Annotated in this window: 22 protein-coding genes; all 22 read right to left on the bottom strand. The window is 38.6% G+C overall.

Annotated elements, in window-relative coordinates; genetic code table 11:
• Window positions 1–2 precede the first annotated feature (2 nt).
• The 22 genes from pstB to carB all read right to left on the bottom strand — a co-directional run bounded on the left by pstB (window position 3) and on the right by carB (window position 22,060).
• Window positions 3–806 (bottom strand): phosphate ABC transporter ATP-binding protein PstB, encoded by an 804-nt coding sequence (gene pstB / locus O3643_RS00740; protein ID WP_004252558.1) that lies wholly within the window; start codon window positions 804–806, stop codon window positions 3–5.
• A 10-nt stretch (window positions 807–816) separates the two neighbouring features.
• Complete coding sequence (gene pstA / locus O3643_RS00735) at window positions 817–1,701, bottom strand: phosphate ABC transporter permease PstA (RefSeq protein ID WP_004252556.1); 885 nt, start codon at window positions 1,699–1,701, stop codon at window positions 817–819.
• Window positions 1,691–2,608: a phosphate ABC transporter permease subunit PstC gene (gene pstC, locus O3643_RS00730; RefSeq protein WP_142557702.1), complete on the bottom strand. Its 918-nt coding sequence runs from the start codon at window positions 2,606–2,608 to the stop codon at window positions 1,691–1,693. Before pstC ends, pstA begins: the two co-directional genes overlap by 11 nt.
• Window positions 2,608–3,486 carry a phosphate ABC transporter substrate-binding protein PstS gene (locus O3643_RS00725; RefSeq protein ID WP_371499130.1) on the bottom strand — a complete coding sequence of 293 codons (879 nt, stop codon included), beginning with the start codon at window positions 3,484–3,486 and terminating at the stop codon, window positions 2,608–2,610. Before O3643_RS00725 ends, pstC begins: the two co-directional genes overlap by 1 nt.
• Before the next feature lie 117 nt (window positions 3,487–3,603).
• Window positions 3,604–4,908 carry an RsmF rRNA methyltransferase first C-terminal domain-containing protein gene (locus O3643_RS00720; protein ID WP_371499128.1) on the bottom strand — a complete coding sequence of 435 codons (1,305 nt, stop codon included), beginning with the start codon at window positions 4,906–4,908 and terminating at the stop codon, window positions 3,604–3,606.
• 6 nt (window positions 4,909–4,914) lie between these two features.
• Window positions 4,915–5,682, bottom strand: a complete 768-nt coding sequence (locus tag O3643_RS00715) for an inositol monophosphatase family protein (RefSeq protein ID WP_371499126.1) — start codon at window positions 5,680–5,682, stop codon at window positions 4,915–4,917.
• Window positions 5,672–5,950, bottom strand: a complete 279-nt coding sequence (locus tag O3643_RS00710) for a UPF0223 family protein (protein WP_371499124.1) — start codon at window positions 5,948–5,950, stop codon at window positions 5,672–5,674. The genes O3643_RS00715 and O3643_RS00710 overlap by 11 nt, the downstream gene beginning before the upstream one ends.
• Window positions 5,951–6,352: a Spx/MgsR family RNA polymerase-binding regulatory protein gene (locus tag O3643_RS00705; protein ID WP_006148218.1), complete on the bottom strand. Its 402-nt coding sequence runs from the start codon at window positions 6,350–6,352 to the stop codon at window positions 5,951–5,953.
• 137 nt (window positions 6,353–6,489) lie between these two features.
• On the bottom strand, window positions 6,490–7,122 hold the full coding sequence (locus O3643_RS00700) for a TIGR01906 family membrane protein (RefSeq protein WP_371499122.1): 633 nt from the start codon (window positions 7,120–7,122) through the stop codon (window positions 6,490–6,492).
• Complete coding sequence (locus O3643_RS00695; protein ID WP_371499120.1) at window positions 7,112–7,885, bottom strand: TIGR01457 family HAD-type hydrolase; 774 nt, start codon at window positions 7,883–7,885, stop codon at window positions 7,112–7,114. Before O3643_RS00695 ends, O3643_RS00700 begins: the two co-directional genes overlap by 11 nt.
• Before the next feature lie 10 nt (window positions 7,886–7,895).
• On the bottom strand, window positions 7,896–8,633 hold the full coding sequence (locus tag O3643_RS00690) for an acyl-[acyl-carrier-protein] thioesterase (protein WP_036753842.1): 738 nt from the start codon (window positions 8,631–8,633) through the stop codon (window positions 7,896–7,898).
• Between the two features lie 4 nt (window positions 8,634–8,637).
• Window positions 8,638–9,768: a radical SAM family heme chaperone HemW gene (hemW, locus tag O3643_RS00685; RefSeq protein WP_371499118.1), complete on the bottom strand. Its 1,131-nt coding sequence runs from the start codon at window positions 9,766–9,768 to the stop codon at window positions 8,638–8,640.
• Window positions 9,769–9,853: 85 nt separating this feature from the next.
• Window positions 9,854–10,249: a YtxH domain-containing protein gene (locus O3643_RS00680; protein WP_371499116.1), complete on the bottom strand. Its 396-nt coding sequence runs from the start codon at window positions 10,247–10,249 to the stop codon at window positions 9,854–9,856.
• A 14-nt stretch (window positions 10,250–10,263) separates the two neighbouring features.
• Window positions 10,264–10,647 carry a DUF948 domain-containing protein gene (locus tag O3643_RS00675; RefSeq protein WP_004252531.1) on the bottom strand — a complete coding sequence of 128 codons (384 nt, stop codon included), beginning with the start codon at window positions 10,645–10,647 and terminating at the stop codon, window positions 10,264–10,266.
• A gap of 1 nt (window position 10,648) precedes the next feature.
• Window positions 10,649–11,437, bottom strand: coding sequence for a prolipoprotein diacylglyceryl transferase (gene lgt, locus O3643_RS00670; RefSeq protein WP_074324898.1), 789 nt, complete (start codon window positions 11,435–11,437; stop codon window positions 10,649–10,651).
• A complete protein-coding gene (gene hprK, locus O3643_RS00665; RefSeq protein ID WP_074324899.1) occupies window positions 11,430–12,365 on the bottom strand; it encodes an HPr(Ser) kinase/phosphatase in 936 nt (311 codons plus the stop codon). Before hprK ends, lgt begins: the two co-directional genes overlap by 8 nt.
• Window positions 12,366–12,544: 179 nt before the next feature.
• The gene (locus O3643_RS00660; RefSeq protein ID WP_371499113.1) at window positions 12,545–14,368 is read right to left on the bottom strand and encodes an LPXTG cell wall anchor domain-containing protein; all 1,824 of its coding nucleotides are present in this window, start codon (window positions 14,366–14,368) and stop codon (window positions 12,545–12,547) included.
• Window positions 14,369–14,596: 228 nt separating this feature from the next.
• Window positions 14,597–15,562, bottom strand: coding sequence for a hypothetical protein (locus tag O3643_RS00655; protein ID WP_281137059.1), 966 nt, complete (start codon window positions 15,560–15,562; stop codon window positions 14,597–14,599).
• Window positions 15,563–15,627: 65 nt separating this feature from the next.
• Entirely contained in the window at window positions 15,628–15,804 is a 177-nt protein-coding gene (rpsU, locus tag O3643_RS00650; protein ID WP_000048054.1) for a 30S ribosomal protein S21, read from the bottom strand.
• A 150-nt stretch (window positions 15,805–15,954) separates the two neighbouring features.
• Window positions 15,955–17,661: an Ig-like domain-containing protein gene (locus tag O3643_RS00645; RefSeq protein ID WP_371499696.1), complete on the bottom strand. Its 1,707-nt coding sequence runs from the start codon at window positions 17,659–17,661 to the stop codon at window positions 15,955–15,957.
• Between the two features lie 308 nt (window positions 17,662–17,969).
• A complete protein-coding gene (locus O3643_RS00640) occupies window positions 17,970–18,677 on the bottom strand; it encodes a glucosamine-6-phosphate deaminase (RefSeq protein WP_371499111.1) in 708 nt (235 codons plus the stop codon).
• 206 nt (window positions 18,678–18,883) lie between these two features.
• The gene (gene carB / locus O3643_RS00635; RefSeq protein ID WP_371499109.1) at window positions 18,884–22,060 is read right to left on the bottom strand and encodes a carbamoyl-phosphate synthase large subunit; all 3,177 of its coding nucleotides are present in this window, start codon (window positions 22,058–22,060) and stop codon (window positions 18,884–18,886) included.
• Between the last annotated feature and the right edge of the window lie 97 nt (window positions 22,061–22,157).

The raw sequence follows: 22,157 nt of genomic DNA, 5'->3' as shown, positions 1-22,157 counted from the left end.
TTCTAACCAAAGTGTCCAGTTACATAGTCATTGGTAGACTGTAGCTTGGCATTTTGGAAAATGTTTGACGTTTTATCGTACTCAATTAAATCACCCAAGTAGAAAAATCCAGTGTAGTCACTTGCACGCGCAGCCTGTTGCATACTGTGGGTCACGATAATGATAGTAAAGTCCTTCTTCAACTCCAACATAGTTTCCTCAAGCTGAGCTGTCGCAATCGGATCCAAGGCTGATGCTGGCTCATCCATCAAGAGAATGTCTGGTTTAACTGAAATAGCACGGGCAATACAGAGACGTTGCTGCTGACCACCTGAAAGCATCAAGGCAGACTTGTGAAGGTCATCTTTGACCTGGTCCCAGAGGGCAGCCTGGCGAAGTGAGGTTTCTACAATTTCATCAAGAACCTTCTTGTCCTTAACTCCTGCACGTTCATGTGCAAAGGTGATGTTGCGGTAGATTGATTTAGCAAATGGGTTTGGACGTTGGAACACCATTCCGATATGTTTACGCATTTCATAAACATTGATTTCAGGACGGTTAACGTCAATTCCCTGATAGAGAATTTGTCCAGTAACCTTAGCAATATCAATGGTATCATTCATACGATTGAGACTGCGTAGGTAGGTTGATTTCCCAGATCCTGATGGACCAATCAAGGCCGTAATTTTATTTTTTTCGAATTGCATATCCACGCCCTTGATGGATTCATTCTTACCGTAGTAAACATGTAAATCCTTCGTAGAGAGGGCCACTTTTTCTTCTGGAAAAGTAATGATATGCCTTTCATCCCAATTATATTTTGACATGGCTTCTCCTTTAGGCTGCCGTTAATTTCTTATGTAGATAGCTTCCGAGTTTACGTGCTCCAAAGTTAAAGATTAAGATAAAGATTAGGAGCACCGCAGCAGAACCTGCTGAAACAAGTGTTCCATCAGGAATAGTTCCTTCACTGTTGACTTTCCAGATATGAACAGCCAAGGTTTCTGCTTGGCGGAAGATTGAAATTGGACTAGATACACTTAAAACGTTCCAGTTAGACCAGTCAAGAGCTGGCGCAGATTGTCCTGCAGTATAGATAAGAGCTGCAGCTTCACCAAAGATACGACCTGATGCAAGCACAATCCCCGTTACAATTCCAGGAAGAGCTTCAGGAATTACGACATGAAGGACTGTTTCCCAACGAGAAAGTCCAAGCGCCAAACCAGCTTCACGTTGCGTATGGTGAACATGCTTCAAACTGTCTTCAACGTTACGAGTCATCTGAGGTAGGTTAAAGACGGTCAAAGCCAAGGCACCAGAAATAATGGAAAATCCATACTCGAACTGAACTACAAAGATGAGGTAACCAAATAGTCCCACAACTACGGATGGTAGAGAAGACAAGATTTCAATACAGGTACGGACAAAATTTGTAATCCGACCTTTTTTAGCATACTCTGCTAGGAAAATTCCAGCTCCCATTGATAGAGGTACAGAGATGAATAAGGTAATCACCAAAAGGAAAAAGGAATTATAGAGCTGAATCCCAATACCACCACCTGCTTGATAGGAGGATGATTTTCCTGTCAAGAATGACCAAGAAACATGAGGCAAGCCTCGAACCAAGATATAAAGAATCAAGGAAGCTAGAATGGTCACAATGATTCCTGCGATGGTGTAGAGGACAGCTGTTGCAAGTTTATCTAATTTCTTAGCGTGCATAGTTTTTCTTTCCTCTTTCTTTCGTAATCAGTTTAATGACACTGTTAAAGGCCAAGCTCATCAAGAGCAATACTAAGGCCAGTGACCAGAGAACGTTATTATCAACAGTTCCCATAACGGTATTACCGATTCCCATGGTCAAAACAGATGTCAGAGTCGCTGCTGGTGTCGTCAATGAAGTTGGAATAACTGCTGAGTTACCGACAACCATTTGAATCGCAAGGGCCTCACCAAAGGCACGTGCCATTCCGAAGACTACTGCCGTAAAAATACCTGAACGAGCAGCCTTCAAGGTTACACGCCAGATGGTTTGCCAACGAGTCGCTCCCATAGCCAAACTAGCTTCACGGTAGTGACGAGGAACCGCACGTAGGCTATCAGTTGTCATGAAGGTTACAGTCGGCAAGATCATAACAAAGAGAACGAAAATTCCTGATAAAATACCGAAACCTGTTCCACCAAAAACAGTACGTACAAATGGTACCACGACCTGCAAACCGATAAATCCATAAACTACTGAAGGAATCCCAACTAAGAGTTCAATAGCAGGTTGCAAAATCTTAGCTCCTTTTGGAGACACCTCTGTCATAAAGACTGCTGCCCCAATGGCAAATGGTGTTGCAATAAGAGCTGACAGGATGGTAACAATAAAGGAACCTAAAATCATTGGAAGGGCACCAAATTGTTTACCTGACGGATTCCAAGTTGCACCAAAAAGAAAATCAAAGATATTCACACCATTGACAAAGAAGGTCGATAAGCCTTTCTGGGCAACGAAAATCAAAATCATTGCAACAATGATAACAATCAAAGATAGGCAGGCAAAGGTTAGCCCTTTTCCTAATTTCTCAAGACGAGAGTTTTTTGAAGGAGAGAGCAATTTTTTTGATAATTCTTCTTGATTCATTATTGACTCCCTTCTAGCGCTGTTACAGTACCTGCAGCATCTTTTTCAACCTTCATTTCCTTGACAGAAATATAACCCATTCCTTTAACAATTCCATTCTGCGCTTCGTCCGAAAGAACAAAGTTTAGGAATTCAGCAACTAATTCATTTGGCTCACCAAGTGTATACATATGTTCATAAGACCACAAAGGCCAGTTATTCGTGGTTACATTCTCAGAAATTGGTTCATAGCCGTTAAGTTTGATGGTCCCAACCGAATCATCAACATAGGCGAAAGCTAGGTATGAGATAGCTCCAGGGGTTTGAGAAACAATGGACTTCACCATACCGTTAGAATCCTGCTCCTGACTTTGTACCGCTGACTGACCATTCATAATCACACTGTCAAAAGTCGCACGAGAACCTGAGCTCGCAGCACGGTTGATAATAGAAATAGCTAAATCCTTACCGCCGACTTCTTTCCAGTTGGTAATTTCACCTGTAAAAATTTTGCGAAGTTGTTCTGTCGTCAGATTATCAACATCTACTTCTTTGTTGATGATAACAGCTATCCCCGCAACAGCTACCTTGTGGTCAACTAAGGCAGATGCATCGATTCCGTCTTTTTCCTCAGCAAACACATCCGAGTTCCCAACATCAACTGCACCTGACTGAACTTGAGATAGTCCAGTACCAGATCCACCACCTTGAACATTAACTGTTTTACCAACGTGTGCGGACGCAAATTCGTCTGCTGCCGCCTCGACTAAAGGTTGAAGAGCAGTTGAACCTACAGCTGTCATAGATTCCCCACGATCAATCCAACTTGCACATCCTGCTAGCGAACCAGCAAGTAAAAGAGTTGCAAGAGAGAGGGTGAGTTTTTTAAATTTTTTCACTATTTGTCTCCTTGAAAATAATGATGAATAGCTTGAATTTTTGCCCTTATTTTCTATTGTTTTCAGGGAAAATCCATACTTCCACTATAACATAGAATACTAGCTTTGACTAGTTTTTTACCTGAATCGCAAGCCCTTGGGAAAATAATTCTTCAAGGTATTTCCGGTTACCTTTGCAAAACCTAGACCATTTCCACCAACCAAAACTTGGTACCAACCATTTGGAAGAGTTTCAGCTAATTGGACCGTTTCACCAGCCACATATTTGACAAAGTCTTCTTGATGAATTTCGATTCCTTGCTTGACTTGGCTTGGTTTTAAAGCTAAGCCAAGAGCAAAACTTGGTTCAAAACGTTTTTTCTTAAAGGTTCCAAGATGAAGTCCATTACGAGCTATCTTGAGTTTTCCTATATCGGGTAGGACTTCTGGCAAGAGATAAAGCTGTTCTCCAAAAACTTGTAAGACACCGGTCAGTTTTTCTTTAAGATGTTTTTTCTCAAAATCCTGCCATAAGGAAATCTGTTCACGAGATAGGTTGGATTTAGAAGGTTTGAACTTCCCAGCCTTGTTTTGGCCTTTAAACTGAAGATGGGCCACGAACTGACCTTCTCCCTTAAAGTGATGAGGGTACATTCTAGCTGTTTCAGGTAAATCAATTCCAGGTACCATTCCATTGATGTATTGGATTGGAATCAATTCAAAATGATAGCTATCCAGTAACCATTGGACGATTTCTTCGTTTTCTTCTGGCGCCCAGGTACAGGTTGAATAGACTAGTCGACCACCATCAGCCAACATAGTAACTGCATCTGATAAAATCTCACGTTGTAAACTAGCGCACTGACTAGGATAATCGATACTCCAATAATCCATAGCGTCAGGTTGTTTACGAAACATCCCTTCTCCTGAGCAAGGTGCATCTAAAACGATCAGGTCAAAATAGCCTTTAAAAACCTTGGCTAAACGGTCTGCTGATTCATTGGTCACAACGACATTAGTCGCACCAAAGCGTTCCATATTTTCAACTAAAATCTTTGACCGTTTGCTTGAAATCTCATTTGAAACAAGAAGACCTTCTCCTGCAAGATAGGAGGCCAGTTGAGTGGATTTCCCACCAGGAGCCGCTGCCAAGTCTAAGACCTTCATACCTGGCTTTGGCTGAGCTACTTGAGCGACCATTTGTGCGGCAGGTTCTTGTGAATAGACCAAGCCAGTTACATGTTCTGGTGATTTCCCTGGAACCTTCCCATAGTAGCTCCAGGGTGTATTGGGAATAGCATCTGAAAAAGAAAGCTGTCTTTCTTTTAAAGGGTTGATACGAAAAGCAGAAACAGCCTCATCATCAAAAGAGGCAAGAAAAGCTCTTGCCTCATCCCCCAATATTGTTTCGTATTTTTTTACAAATCCATCTGGAAATTGCATGTAGGTTTATTTCCTTTCATAGATATAGGATTGAATCTCATCTTTCATCTCGACTGGCACCATCATAACGGCCTGTCGTGTTTGAAAATCGACTTCCTCACCAGCAATCGTAAAAACCTTATAACCCAAACTCTCACCTAGGATACTTGCAGCCGCATAATCCCAAGGTTGTAAATAGGTGATATAGGTTAAAAGTCGACCTGACAGCACCTTAGCAAAACTAATAGCGGCGCTGCCATAAACTCGTGTCCCAAGTGCAGCGTTTCCCAAATCTGCTAAGCCCCATTCGTTAGTCGCTAACATTCCAGAATTACCAGCTACCAAAAATTCTCTCAAGGGTTTCTTTTTAAATGGTGGTAAAGGTTCATCATTGCGAAAAGGCGGGAAGTCTCCTCCACCATGGTAACAATCACCTTTCATGACATCATAAATAATACCAAACTTGCCAATACCATCCTCAAAATAGGCCAGCATAACAGCAAAATCTTCACCTTGTGCTACGAAGTTGTTGGTTCCATCAATAGGATCAATAATCCATACAGAACCTTGTCCTACTGCTGCACGCATACATCCTTCTTCTGCACAAAATAGATCATCTGGATAGCGAGAACGGATTTTTTTAATAAGTAAGTCTTGAACTTCTTTATCTAACTTAGTTACCAAATCTGTAGGGGAAGACTTTCTCTCAACATGGAGATCTTCTTTCATATGCTGGAGAATGTATTCCCCAGCTTCCCTGACAATTTCTTTGGCAAATGTAAATTTATTTTCCAAGTGAAATCTTCCCTTCTCTTTTTTCTTTGGCCAACTGGACTGCACGGTAGAAAGAGTATCCACTAACTGATTCAAACTCACGTCCCAAACGTTTTTCTTCGCTCTTGCTAGGCACAACTGACTTGAATACCTTGTAGGAATCTAGTAATTTCTTAGCATCTACCTGTGTCTCATAGGCAGCTTCAACATCATTAAAAAAAGAAAGCACTGAAGCAAGTTCTTCAGTGCTCCACGACAAATCTAGTGGGTAACTATACTGTTTATTCATCTAATTAATACCAGCTCTTAATGTAGCTTCTTTCAATTCTTGCTTACGATAACTGCGAGGAAGAAATGCACGAATCTCATCTTCATTAAAGCCAATCTGCATACGTTTATCATCAATGATGATTGGACGACGCAAAAGACTAGGATATTGCTCAATTAAATTAAGCAACTCTGTCACCGAGATACTTTCCACATCGATATTTAACTTTTGGAAAATTTTTGAACGAGTTGAAATGATGTCATCGGTACCGTTTTCGGTCAAGGAAAGAATGTGTTGTAATTCTTTTCTTGATAAAGGACTGGTCATAATGTTGTGCTCTTGGAAAGGCACTTTATGATTATCAAGCCAGGCCTTTGCCTTACGACATGATGTACAACTCGGTGATAAAAATAGTGTAATCATGCTATTCTCTACTTTGCATACTTTTCTAATTCTATTATACAAAAAAATAAAGCGCTTGACTAGTTATTTCCGTAAAAAAACCTACTTTTTAAAGAAAAATAGGTTTTTCGTAAAATTTTTAAAACATTTTTATGCATTTATGATATTTTTGGTAATTTTTTCCAACTTAGTAGATAAATAAAGCCAAAAAGCAGTTCATACAAGCAGAAAAATAGCAGAAAGGCATGCAGGAAAAAATCCTCTGGTAGGATGAGAATGACCGGATCTTTAGCGGGATCAAAAAGCCAGGTATCATCACCTACAAATAGAATCTGATGAAACAAGGTAAAGAATTGTTCAAAACCAATGAAGACACCAACTAAACCAAGAACCAAAGGTAAAGATAGCATAATCAAGAGACCTCTGCGATATAGAGACAGAAAACCTTTCTGAATGACTTGCTTCCAAAAAAGGTAGAAAATCGGTACCGTTACGATTGCTACTCCTTGCGCTAGGTGAAAGAGTCCCTTTACAACCACAAAGTGGTGAATTCCAGAGGCAGACGAAGGAAAATCTGGCATTGCTAATACTTGACTCAATGGATTGGTCAAATAAATCATCAAAACATTAAAGTTATGTTGGATGGTCTGAGGTTGGACATGAACACGACTTGTCAGATTTAACCAAGAAATCTCCAGAGGGTAGACCAACCAAGACAGGTAGATGGTCAATAAAATAGCAAGCGAGAGGAGAAAGAGAAGACTTCCTACAAAAGTAAATTTAGTTTTCATCGAAATTCCACTCCGCTAAACTTGAGAGGACATGGGTTGGGGCGATTGGTAAATCCGCTACTTCTTCAGGTTTTGTAAATCCTGTCGTCACCAAAAGGCTAGGGATCCCATTGTCAATACCAGCTCGAATATCAGTAAGATAATTATCCCCCACCATGACAATTTCTTTGCGTTCAAGTCCTAGGTGTTCAACAGCCTTATCCATAATAATCGCGTTTGGTTTTCCAATATAAACTGGTTTTACGCGAGTTGCTACTTCAAGAAGAGTAATCAGAGAACCAGCACCAGGTAAAAGTCCACGTTCTGTTGGAATATTTAAATCTGGGTTGGTGCCGATAAAATAAGCACCTTTATGGATAGCTAGGGTTGCAGTAGCAAATTTTTCATAGTCAACTTGCCAGTCCAAACCTACAACCACATAGGCTGGATTTTCTTTATCTTCAACATAACCAGCTGCTTGAATGGCTTCCTTGAGCCCAGCTTCTCCAATCACATAAACGGTCTTTTCAAGTCCCAGGTCATTCATGTAATCAATGGTCGCTAAGGTTGCAGTATAGATTGTCGATACAGGCGTGTCAATATTAAACTGATTTGCCAACATCTCTTGGACACTTTCAGGTGTACGAGTAGTGTTGTTTGTTACAAAAAGATAGGGAATCTCTCTCTTTTGTAACTCGTGAACAAAAGCTTCTCCCGCTGGAATTCTATCTTTTCCTTTATAAATTGTACCGTCTAAATCAATTAAATAGCCTTTATAAGTCATATATTACTTTCTAATCTGTGTTAATTTCTTGCCAAATTATCTTTGCCTGAGCATTGATATCGCCATCACTTGTGACTTGGTGATTGCTTTCTAGTTGATTCAATTCGTAACTAGAAGTGATCATGCCACCTGGTCGAACTTCCTTGACATATTTGAGGTTGATTTTTTTAGGGATATGATTGGTTAGGAAATCTGCCCCCATAACTTCAAAAACCCAGTCCAGGTATTTGCTGTTATTGACGTGGCCATTCATATCCAAGTCATAAAAACGAACGTGGTAATCTTTGCTAATCGCTTCTTCCAGCTCTGCGTATTTTGGCCCGCGAAGGAGTTTCTTAGAAAACTCAGATTGATAAGGGGCGACAATTTCTGGTTCTACAGGGTGGACCTTCCGACTATCACGATCCATAAGAACAAAGGTAGCTACCATGCGAATGATTTCTTGACCATCTTCATCATAAATAGTAAATCGGCGATAGCAAAATAGACGATTGTAAGTCAAGGCTTCCGTTTCAATTGTGATTTCCTCAGCAAATTGAGGTAAACGTACAACATCGATATCATAATCAGTGATAATCCAGACTAGATTATACTGTTCTAAAACATCCTTGTCACTCACTCCTAGATTAATGGATTGCATTCCTGATACTTGCAGGGACAACAAAATAACATCTGGCAACTTGATATGGCCATTCATATCAGCCATATCAAAAGGAATTTTCATCTTCATTTGATAAGTTAAGCCCATAATTCTACTCCAATATAAATCGTTCTGCTACTGTATCTCCTAAAAAGAGACCTTTTTTTGTCATTCGTATTTGTTGACCTGCTACTTGTAAAAGACCTTGATGACACAAATCTCTTACAACTTGACCATATAAATTGTCAAAAGATGTGCCAAATTTCTCTTCAAATCGTTTCATGGAAACACCTGACTTCTTACGAAGGCCAAGGAACATCTCTTCTTCCATTTGTTCCCTTAGACTCAGGTGTTCCTCATTGATGCGAGCATTGCCTTCTTCTACTGCCTTTAGATAATGGCGGATAGGCCCATGGTTTTTATAGCGAACACCGTTTACATAGCCAGACGCACCTGCACCTATACCATAATACTCAGCATTATCCCAGTACATAAGATTGTGACGACTTTCAAAACCTGGTTTTGAAAAATTTGAAATTTCGTAATGCTCAAAACCAGCACGCTCTAATTCAGCAATGATATATTCGAACATTTCAGCTTCTACTTCTTCTTTAGGAAGTGGTAATTTCCCACGACGCATACGATTCATAAAGACTGTATGGTTTTCCAAAATCAAGCTATAGAGACTCATGTGAGGAATGTCCAAAGCGATGGCCTTGGCAACATTGTCCTTGACCTGGTCCATAGTCTGACCAGGAAGAGCGTAGATCAAGTCAATGGAAATATTATCAACCCCTGCTAACTTGAGACGATCTATATTTTCATAGATATCTCTCTCCAAATGACTACGACCTATTTTTTTCAGCATTTTGTCATCAAAGGTTTGGACACCCAATGAAACACGATTGACAGCTGAATTCTTTAAAACTGCAATCTTATCCTCATCCAAATCACCAGGATTAGCCTCAATGGTTAATTCTTCTAAGACTGACAAATCTAAGTTTTTAGTCAATCCATCCAGAAGCACCTCTAACTGTGGCGCAGACAAGGCTGTCGGTGTACCTCCCCCAATATAGAGAGTACGTAACTTCTGAATGTCATAAGAACGAAATTCTTGCAGTAGATGTTCTAGATAGCTGTCTACCGGTTGATTTTTAATAAAGACCTTAGAAAAGTCACAATAATAACAGATTTGTGTGCAAAATGGAATGTGCACGTAAGCTGATGTTGGTTTCTTCTGCATAGTATTTATTATACCACAAAGACTTGCCTCAAGAAAAAAATCACCATCTCCGACTCTAAGGGAATCAAAAATGGTGATTTCTATTTTAATCTTCTTTGATTTCGATGATGATTTCTTGACCGTCTTCTGGGTCTTCAACAACTACTTTTTCTTCCAATTGTTCCTTGAGATTGTTCAAGGTCTCTTTTGAAGCTTCAGTCGCTTGTTGAGCTAAAGATTTAGATTTTTCAAGAACTGAATCCAAGGTAATTTCGCCTGATTCTACTTGTTCTTTTGTCTTTAGAACAAAATCTCTGGTTTGTTCTTTGACTTCTGTCAATTTTTCAAGAGCTTGTTCCTTAGCATATTCTGGATCTTCTCTCAGATCTTCAATAAAGTCTTGTGCCTGACTAGTAACACGTTTCCCTTTTTCACTTGTTAGAAACAAGGCAACAGCCACACCTGAAACAGTTCCTAAAAGGATTGATGATAATTTACCCATGAGTTATCTCCTTTTTATTTTTTAAAAAATTTACTTGCAATACGAACGGCAGATAAGCCTGCACTAGTCTTTAATGTTTTTGAACCTGCAGATGATGCTTTTTTACTCAAGACACGAGCCTGCTCATTTAAGTCAGAGACAGAAACAGAAAGGTCTGCAACTGCTGTAAAGAGTGGATCAATGGTTGCAACTTTGATATTGATGTCATCAGCAAGAACATTGACCTTGGCAAGAAGTTCGTTTGTGTGATGTAGAGTAACATTTACATCTGAAGTTAGCGTTTTAACAGTATTTTCTGTTTCATCAATTACACGTCCAACTTTTTGTAGCGTAATAATCAAATAAACAATAAATACAATCAAGGCAATAGCCACAAAAATATAAGCAACTTCTAACATTTTAATTCTCCTTTTTTACATTATAAAATGGTGCTTTTTTCCGATTTTGATAAACGATAATATAAATACCAAGTCCAATTAATAGAACAGACAACCACTGAGATACTCGAAGTCCAAAGAACATGAGACTATCTGTACGCATACCCTCAATAATCATACGTCCAAAACCATACCAAATTAAGTAAAAGGCTGTGATATGACCACGACGAATGCCATTTAATCGGCGTCTAAAAATAACAATTAAAGCAAAACCAATCAGGTTCCAGATAGATTCGTACAGGAAGGTTGGTTGTCGATATGAGCCATCAATATACATCTGATTCTTAATAAAACCAGGTAAATAATCAAGGTTTTCTACAACTGCTCCGTAAGCTTCTTGGTTAAAGAAGTTCCCCCAACGTCCTAGACTCTGAGCAATCATTACACTCGGAGCTGCAATATCCAAGAAATCCCAGGTATTGATTAATTTACGGTCTGCGAAAATATAAAGTACAATCGCTCCGGTAATTAGACCGCCGTAAATCGCAAGACCACCATTCCAGACAGCAAATATCTCCCCTAAATGTTGGCTATAATAGTCAAATTTAAAAATAACATAGTAAAGTCTCGCGCCGATGATTGACAAAGGGAAAGCCACTAAGATAAAGTCCAGAATATCTTCTGATAAGATTTTCTTTTTAGGAGCTTCTTTACTTGCCAAATATACCGCTAAGATAAGGCCTGAAACGATACAAAGTGCATACCATCTAATGGCAAATGGACCTATTTGAAAAGCAACTGGATCAATCATTTTGCACCTCGTTCTTTTCAATTAATTTCGTCAATCTTTCTTCAAACAGACGCGTCGCATCAAAGCCCATGTCTTTTGCACGATAATTCATAGCTGCCGCCTCGATAACAACAGAAATATTGCGCCCTGTTTTAACTGGGATGCGGATACGTGGAATGGTAACTCCAGAAACTTCTAGTTCTTCAGCATTATTTCCTAAGCGATCAAAGGTCTTATTTGTATCATAATTTTCCAAATAAACAGCTAGCTGAACTTGTGAAGAATCCTTAACGGCACTGGCACCGTATAGACTCATGACATCGATGATCCCTACTCCACGAATTTCGATCAGATGTTTCAAGATTTCAGCAGGTTCACCCCAGAGAGTCATTTCATCCTTAGAATAGATATCTACCCGATCGTCTGCTACCAAACGGTGACCACGTTTAACTAGTTCTAAACCTGTCTCACTCTTACCGATTCCACTATCACCTTGAATCAAAACACCCATACCATAGATATCCATTAGGACCCCATGTACACTTGTACGTTCCGCTAAGCGGGAGTCCAGATAACTAGACAGTTCTCCAGAAAGACGACTTGTAGCTGTGCGACTTGTTAAAATTGCGATTTTACATTCTCTAGCTGCCTTTAACATTTCCTCAGGAACAACTAGACCACGCGCAACAATAACTGCTGGTGTTTCTGGTAGGAACATTTTTTTCAAAACAGTATAACGGTTGTGAGAAGACATACTGATCAGATAAGACCATTCCTTCATCCCCAACAATTGAATACGCTCTGGAGTATAGTAATCAAAATAGCCTGTCATTTCAAGACCAGGTCGCGTTATATCTGCAGTATTAATTTCCTTTTCAAGTAATTCAGGCTCTCCATAGACAATATCTAATCTAAGCTTCTCAATTACTTCTTTTACTGAAACCGACATATATTTCTCCTTAAATCGAGTTCTCTTACTATTATATCAGATTGTAGGAAGAAGTTTGTATTTTTTACCGTATTTACGCTATTAATTTATCTGATAATATTTGAACGATACAAAAAAGGATTAAACAACAAATTGTTGTCTAATCCTTCTGACTATTATTTCATAATAGATAGTGCACTTTAGTTATCTTGTTTCTTTAAGCCCAAGACTCCAAGACCAGCTACCAAGAGTGCTACACCAGTTGCAAACAATGATTCTTTAGAACCAGTATTTGGCAATTCCTTTTTAGGTTCAGATGTTGTAGACGTAGTTTCAGGTCTTGTTTCTTCAGTTGTTTTACCTGAAGGAGTTTCTTCACTTGATTTACCTGGAGTTGTCTCAACTGTTGTAGTAGTGGTAGTTGATTCTTCTGTTGTTGTAGTTGTTGTTGGCTCTACTGTCGTTGTGGTTGTTGAAGTAGTCGTTGGCTCTTCTGTTGTTGTCGTTGTTGAAGTAGTCGTTGGCTCTTCTGTTGTTGTCGTTGTTGAAGTAGTCGTAGTACTAGTTGTTGTTGTCGTGGTAGTTGTAGTCGTAGTACTAGTTGTTGTTGTCGTAGTTTGTTCTACTTTTTTATACCAGTGGATACGATTTCCTTCACGGTCTTTTTCTGTTTTTACAAACTCATATCCATCAATAGTAGCTGGATCTTTCCAACCCTTATCCTGTGGTTTAAGATTTTCTTTTGTATCGATATCTTTGTAGTCTGTGACAAGCGTATCAAGAACTAATTGTGCACCTGCAGAGTCATTAATGATACGGTAAATATAGATACCCTTTGAATTTTTCCCATCAATAGTTGCCGTAGCTACTTTCGAAACATCATATTGCATTTTTTCAAGATCAATCTTAGATTTATCAATGATATTAATACGGTTTTGACCAACACCGAAGAATACACCTAATTCTTTTGGAACATCTCCTGAAATCATTTCAAGTGTGATTTTCTTAGCTGAAACTGAAGTTACTTTAAACTTAGGTGCTACACCTGTTGGGAATACATATGCTCCATATTCGTTCACTTCATATGAACTGTATACAGGTAAGATAAAGTAAGCTTGGTGTGTGTCGCCCACTTTAATTGCATCATCTCCACTTGTTTTCCACTCGATACCTGAAGCATCATTGAATTCTAACTCAACAGTTGAACCAACTTTCATACCTTCACTTCCACGAACTTGGAATTGTGTAGTCGTTTCATATGATCCATCAGCCTTGAATTTAATCGTATTTCCAGAAGGTGTGAAGTTGATTGAATTTGTCTCAGTAGCAAATTGTTCTACTTTCGGAATATCTACTGTACTTGTCACAGAAGAAGATCCCACTTTTATCACTTGGTTTAAAGTGTAGTCTTTATTTGCGATTACAGCTCCATTATAAGCGTTATCTGATGTAATTTGGAACTTGACTTGTTTCAATACATCTGGTTTTTCAGTTTCAATAGCTTTCGTAAATGTAATTTTTAATGTGGCGCGTGTTGATTCCAATTCAGCTTGTCGCATTTGAGCTGTATCGTTTGAACCTTGACGTGCTTTATTGACGTTTTCAAACGAAACAATTGAAATTTTACCAATTGTCTTACCTTCGTAAGTGACGTCCTTGCCATTTAATTGATTTAAGATAGCGACGTTTTCTAATGTAACTGTAACATAGTCTCCTTCTTTCACATCATCTTCTGTAAGTGAAAAAGAAAGGTCTACATCTGTATAGTATTCATAATATTTAATATCATGGTTTTTAATAGTACCAGTCACTTCTGCAGCTACTTCTTTAGCTTCACGTGCAGGAGTTTCTGTAGTTGTTACAGCTTCTGCAGTAGTAGTATCTGCCACCTGTTCAGTCGTAGCAGGTGCTGCAGTCGTTGTTTCTTCAGCAGTGATGATTTCTTGACTTTGAAGAGCGGCCAAAAGCACACCTGTAGACAATAAAGTGATTAATAATTTTCCAAACCTTTTCTGGTTTTTCATCCCTATTTACCTCCGTGTAAAATTACACTATTTTATTACAATTTTACTACATTTGTCTTTAAAATTCAATTGAAATGCATGATTGTTTTTATATTTCAAATAAATTATTGAATAACTTCTACAATTTTTTGACCAACGAATCAATTTAGACAGATCTATATTTGATAATTGTAGGTGAACATCTATTTCTTAGTAAGCAAGTGATTTATTTAGAAAATAAGACAATCATCAATTCAATACCTTAGCCAAATCAACGGCAAATCGATCAACATCTATTACCAAATTCCTTCCTGATTTTTCTATGTGAATTCTCGGAAGTTCATTTTTTAGTATTTTGTTTGCATCAGCCATATCTTGTGGATAGATATAGAACTGTTGTCCTTGTGGAAACTGATTGTGAACTTGCCATTTTTCAAATTCCTGCAGAAAAGTCTTATGAGACGGCATACGAACTTCTTCAAACATGGAATCATCAAAATATTTCACCAAGCGATAAAGACCATGAACTTCATCAGCGAAGCATTTATCTATCTTCTCAAAGGGATAACCCCGTCTCTGATAAGCTAGGCATAAGTTTTGTAAGTTTTGGCTTATCCCAGCTACGTCTTTTCTTGCCAAGTTTATAAAGTAACGAACAGAACATTCTTCCATACCTGTTCGTTTTTTCTTCTCGAGAAACTGTTGTGCCAATATGATAGACTCTGATAATCTGTCTTCATCCTGATAATAAAGAGCGTGCAAAAGATTGATGACATTTTGGGGATAATAGGTTCCTTTCAGTAAAGGCAAGTCTTTGGGTATATAGGATGAAATGACTGAAAAATCGTTACATGCAAAAGAGGTAAATAAGCCCCTTAAAATACCATCAGTATAGATTGTTCCACTTGCAAGCAAACCACCTCTAATCAATTCTTCTCTTCCTGTTTGCCACAGAGCATTATTTAATTGTTTGTAATCTCCGTCTAAAAAAGCTATATAGTATGCAAAATACTTGATATCATCTAGCAATAAGCTACTGTACAACTTTGTCCTTAAAACATCATCGGACAATACTTTCGAATCCTTCAAATACTTTTGAAAAATCCTCTGATTAGACTCTTCAAATTCCTGCCAGTTTATAGGAGTTGAATAATAACCACAATCCTTAAAGCGTTTTTCGCGCATCTTTTGATATTCTTTTATATACTCTTTCATAAGTTCATCCTATCTCTAAACAGTGTGCAAAAAAAAGACTAGACAAGCCTAGCCTTTCATTTCAATTAGAATTTTTTACGTTTACGAGCTGCTTCTGATTTACGTTTACGTTTTACAGAAGGTTTTTCATAGAATTCACGTTTGCGTGTTTCTTGAAGAGTACCAGCTTTAGTAACCGCACGTTTGAAACGACGAAGTGCATCGTCAAGAGATTCATTCTTACGTACTACTGTTTTAGACATTTTTTTCACTCCCTTCAAGTTCAAGATCTATTCTATTTTACATGGAATGATATAAATTGTCAAGAAAAAATAGTGTAATCTATTCATTTTATTCATAAAAAAAGAGGACATTAGAGCCCTCTTTTAAAAATTATTGTTGTTCTAAATCGATTATTTAGAAGAATTCTTTTTCAGAACTAGAGCACTTGCAAACATCACAACACCTGCAATAACTAGTGCTAAACTAGTAGACTCCCCAGTATTTGGAAGTTTTGTTTTTTCCTCTGTTGTAGTCGTACCAGGAACATCTGGTTTTGAAGTTGTTGTTGTCGTTGAAGTAGTTGTTGACTCTTCTGTTGTTGTCGTTGTTGAAGTAGTCGTTGGCTCTTCTGTTGTTGTCGTTGTTGAAGTAGTCGTTGGCTCTTCTGTTGTTGTCGTTGTTGAAGTAGTCGTTGGCTCTCCTGTTGTTGTCGTTGTTGAAGTAGTCGTTGGCTCTTCTGTCGTTGTCGTTGTTGAAGTAGTCGTTGGCTCTTCTGTCGTTGTTGTTGAAGTAGTCGTTGGCTCTTCTGTCGTTGTTGTTGAAGTAGTCGTTGGCCCTTCTGTCGTTGTTGTTGTTGAAGTTGTTGTGGTTTGTTCTTTTGGATTGACAATTGTTTTGGTAACTGACTTATCTGCTCCAAAATCCGTTGCATTTACTTCTGTATCTGCAGCATTCATAACATAACCTTTTGGCGCTTCAACCTCTGTGAGAATATACTTATCTTTTAAAAGACCAGTTACTGTAATTTTTCCTTCAGCATCTGTAACGTACTCTCCAATAACTTGATTATTAGCTTGTCGTACGACTTTAAACTTAGCACCAGCTACTGGTTGATTTTCATCATCAACTTTATGAATATTAATCGTAAATACGTATCCAACCCCAGAACCACCTGCTACTTGAACGACAGTGGATTGCTCAACATATTTAACGGCCTTTCCTTTACCTTTTAGGACAGCATCATTATTTAATACTTCTCCGTCTGCCGGTGAATAATTTGCTTGAACATTATATTCAATGCGGTATTGGTCATTTTCTGTGATATCACCAAGTTCAATAACAAATGACTGGCCATCTTCACTTACTGTAACAGTATGTTGGTCTGTTACATCTGTTCTATCCGTAAATTCCCAAAGACCATTGACATACTCAAACTTACCTTTGATTACTCGAATGCTATCTTTGATATAAGTTGCATTAGAAAACTTCAATGTATCTTCTACTGTAGCATTTTGAAGACTTTCCTTAGTACGGTTGATTGAAATGGTATATGAAAGAGTCTTTTGATCTTCACTACTTACCCATCCTGTTTTAGAAAACAACACAGGATTTCCATCTCCAACACCGGTGAAGTTAACTTTTCCAACTACTTGTGTTTTCCCATTAATCGTTACCTCGACAGTGATTTCTCCTTCTTCAGGGTGTTTTTGGAAATCTACTCGAGTATAGACATAGAAAGAACCTTTGGTATCAGAGTGTTTTTCAACATAATCAGTATAGGTTAAGACGATATGTTTTTTTGTTTCATCAATTTTAGCATTTGCGATTACTTCGTTTGTATTTTCATCACGAATCTCGAAATTATCTGATTCTATATAAAGTAATTCTGATAAATCTACAACAGTTGTGTCCCCAGCTTTAACATCTTTATCTGTTAAGTCATAATTTGCATTTAGCTTAAATGTAACCCACTGCTGCAAATCTTTATCAAGATTACCACCTTTTTCATTCGTAATATTGAGTGAAGTAATTGTGTCAACAGTCTTGCCACTGGTTGTATTTTCTGCAAAAGCTTTGCTCAAGCTAAGAGAAAATATAACAGTAAATACGAAAATCATAAACGAAAAAAATGTAATTTTTTTCTTATTCACCTTAAATATTCTCCTTAAATTTAATTGTTTAACAGTAAACGAATTCAGTATACCAGTATTTTTTATCAAAGTCTAGTTTTAATCATAAAATAATTTGAAATATAATTACAAAATAATTGTTTTATATATTTATTGTATCCTAAAAACGTTTTTGTGTTATTTATACTTTTTATTTCCTGTCATGTCCTATAATTTTTTTCTTTTTACTTACTAGTATTTAAAAAAAGCCATCCAAACTAATTGTTTGAATAGCTCAAATGATAGAATGATACCTTTTAATTTTTTAATAGGCTTAACGCTTCAGCATCCGCAATAATAGTTACATCTGGATGGTTTTGCAAACTACTTGCTGGAAGGTTTTCAGTTACTGGACCTTCAACAGTACCTGCGATAGCTTCTGCTTTTGACTCTCCATAAGCAAATAGAAGGATAGACTTAGCGTCTAAAATATTCTTAATGCCCATTGAGATAGCCTGTGTTGGGACATCTTCAATCTTATCAAAGAAGCGAGCATTTGCTTCAATAGTAGACTGATCAAGATTTACAAGATGGGTTTGACTATCAAATGGAGTTCCTGGTTCATTAAAGCCGATGTGACCATTTCGACCAATTCCCAAAATTTGCAAATCAACTGGATGAGCAGCAAGAATTTGATTATAGCGTTCTACTTCTTCTTCTGCATTATCTTTGACACCACGAGGTAAAAAGCTTTCCTTAAATGGCTTTTTATTAAATAGATGTTCTTGCATGAAGTAACGGTAAGATTGAGGGTTATCTCCATCTAGCCCTACGTATTCATCTAGGTTCACACTTGTTAGGCTTGAAAAATCAAGGTCACTCTCAACGATTTGTTGATAAAACTCGAGAGGGCTGCTTCCTGTCGCAAGACCCAGTGTTTTAGCACCATTTGCTAATTTTTCTTTTAAGATATCAAAAGCAACTTTTCCACCCTCAATTGGATTTTCCACTTGAATAACTTTCATAATTTTGTCCTCCATATTCTTTATTTTATTATATGGTATAGACCAATTTTTGTCAAGTGTAAACGGTTTAATATTTTAAATTTTATAGGATAAGAAAATAACATTTTTTAAAATCTCAATTACATAATAATGGATATGAAAATCGTAAGAATATTATCATTTTCATAAAATAAAAAATGATTCCCTTACGAGAATCATTTTTTTATTTAAATCGCTTCTGTGACAAAACTTCTGCTTTCTAGTACTTTTAGCATGGCATCTGCTGTGTCTAGAGCTGTAAAGAGAGGAACTCCATGTTCAATTGCTGAACGTCTGATTTGTTCACCATCTTCATCAGCTGTCCGTTTGGTACCAACTGTGTTGATGATAGCTTGAATTTTTCCTTTGCGGACGTAGCTTGGGATATCGTGCTCATTATCACCAATCTTTCCAACGACTTGTGCCTGCAATCCATGACTTGCAAAGAACTCTGCTGTTCCATCAGTTGCAAGGATTCCGTAGCCAATATTTTGGAAACGACGAGCCAAATCCAAAGCTTCTTCTTTTGCATCATCTGCGATAGTGAAAACAACATTACCAAAGGTTGGCAAGTGAAGATAAGAAGCTTCAAAGGCCTTGTATAGAGCTTTTTCAAGAGTGGTATCAGAACCCATGACTTCCCCTGTCGACTTCATTTCAGGGCCAAGCAGGCTGTCTACCTTAGCTAGCTTGGTAAAGGAGAAGACTGGTGCCTTGATATGAACGCGAGTGCTTTCTGGGTAAAGTCCATCTTGGTAACCAAGTTCTTCAAGACTTTGACCAAGAATTAACTTAGTCGCTACCTGAGCCATTGGGATATTGGTTACTTTAGAAAGGAATGGAACAGTCCGACTGGCACGAGGGTTAACTTCAATAACGTAGACTTTCTCATCCTTGATAACAAACTGAATATTCATCATCCCAAGACAGTTGAGGCCAATTGCAAGACGTTTGGTGTAGTCTGCGATCGTTTCTTGAACTTTTTGCGACAAGGTTTGAGGAGGATAAACCGCCATGGAGTCACCTGAGTGGACACCAGCGCGTTCAATATGCTCCATGATACCTGGGATGAGGACATTTTGTCCGTCTGAAATGGCATCAACTTCACACTCTTGTCCGACGATATAAGAGTCAACAAGAACAGGGTGGTCTGGACTTGCCTTAACCGCAGTACGCATGTAAGAACGAAGATCATCTTCATTCTCAACGATTTCCATAGCACGTCCACCCAAAACATATGAAGGGCGAACGAGAACTGGGAAACCAATTTTACGTGCAGCAAGCACTGCTTCTTCTTCATTGGTTGCTGTTTGTCCAGGAGGTTGTGGAATATCCAAGTCTTTGAGGGCTTGTTCGAAGAGGTCACGGTCTTCTGCACGGTCCAAGTCAGCAACTTGAGTACCAAGGATAGTCACACCAGCTTTTGCTAATGGCTCCGCAAGGTTGATAGCTGTTTGACCACCAAATTGAACGATAACACCTTTTGGTTGCTCCAAATCGATGACATTCATGACATCTTCAAAAGTCAATGGTTCAAAGTAAAGTTTGTCTGATACAGAGAAGTCTGTTGAAACTGTCTCTGGGTTTGAGTTCATAATGATGGCTTCGTAGCCAGCAGCTTGGATTGCCTTAACAGAGTGAACTGTCGCATAGTCAAACTCTACCCCTTGACCGATACGGATTGGACCAGAACCTAGGACAAGTACAGATTCCTTATCAGACTTGATAGACTCATTTTCCCATCCATATGTTGAGTAGAAGTACGGAGTTTCTGATTCAAATTCTGCGGCACAAGTATCTACCATCTTGTAAACTGGGACAATCTTGTTTTCTAAACGAAGTTGGCGAACTTGATCAGCCGTAGTTCCCCAAAGTTCTGCGATTTTACGATCTGAGAAACCATTGAGTTTTGCTGTTTTTAGGACATCGACATCCTGAGGATGTGCGCCCAATTCTTGCTCAATCTCAAAGATATGCAAGAGTTTATCAAGATAGAAGATATCAATCTTAGTTAAGTCAGCAATCTCTTCTGGTGTATAACCACGACGAATAGCTTCTGATACGTAGAAGAGACGGTCATCTTGAGCCTTGACAACTTTTTCAATCAAGGCATCATCTGAAACATCTGCAAGCTCTGGCATTTCATTGTGATGGACACCAATTTCTAGAGAGCGACAAGCTTTAAGGAGAGATTCCTCGATGTTTCGACCAATGGCCATAACTTCTCCAGTTGCCTTCATCTGGGTACCAAGACGACGTTCCCCTTTTTCAAACTTGTCAAATGGGAAACGTGGAATCTTAGCCACCACATAGTCAAGGGCTGGTTCAAACATAGCATAGGTTGAACCTGTAACTGGGTTAATAACTTCATCCAAGGTCAACCCTACCGCAATCTTGGCAGCCAATTTGGCGATTGGGTAACCTGTTGCCTTAGAGGCAAGAGCTGAAGAACGAGATACACGAGGATTTACTTCGATAACATAGTACTTAAAGCTGTGTGGATCAAGCGCAAGCTGAACGTTACATCCACCTTCAATCTTGAGAGCGCGGATAATGCTCAAACTAGCATCACGAAGCATTTGGTTTTCATAGTCGGACATGGTTTGCGCAGGGGCAAATACGATAGAGTCCCCTGTGTGAATTCCGACAGGGTCAAAGTTTTCCATGTTACAAACAACAAGGGCATTATCAGCTGAGTCACGCATGACTTCATACTCAATTTCCTTGAAACCGGCAATGGAACGTTCAATCAAACACTGGGTAACAGGTGACAACTTCAAACCATTCTCAGCAATTTCACGCAATTCTTCCTCATTGGCACACATACCACCACCAGTACCACCTAGAGTAAAGGCTGGGCGGACGATAACTGGATAGCCAATAGTTGCTGCAAAGGCAACTGCTCCCTCAACTGTGTTTACAATTTCTGATTCTGGAATCGGTTGCTTGAGTTCTTCCATCAATTGTTTAAAGAGATCGCGGTCCTCTGCTTGGTCGATGGCTGACAATTTAGTCCCGAGAAGTTCAACACCAAGCTCATCTAAGATACCATTTTTAGACAACTCCATTGCCATATTAAGCCCTGTTTGACCTCCAAGTGTTGGAAGCAAGGCATCTGGACGTTCCTTACGAAGAATACGTGTCACAAACTCAAGTGTGATTGGCTCAATGTAAACCTTGTCTGCAATTTCCTTGTCCGTCATGATAGTCGCAGGGTTTGAGTTTACCAAGACAACCTCATACCCTTCCTCTTTCAAAGACAAGCAGGCCTGGGTTCCAGCATAGTCAAACTCAGCAGCCTGACCAATAATAATCGGACCAGAACCAATCACCATAATTTTTTGAATATCAGTACGTTTAGGCATTTATAAGATATTAAGGGCGTCAAGCGGGCAAAGCTAAAATAGGAGTTATGACGAAGAACTGTTAGTTCTAGGAATAACTATCTTTTTAGCACCGTCC

The organism is Streptococcus sp. 20925_1_44 (assembly GCF_041432435.1).
Taxonomy (GTDB): Bacteria; Bacillota; Bacilli; order Lactobacillales; family Streptococcaceae; genus Streptococcus; species Streptococcus infantis.
Note: the sequence above shows the minus strand (reverse complement) of the source record. Positions and strands in the feature narration are given on the sequence as shown.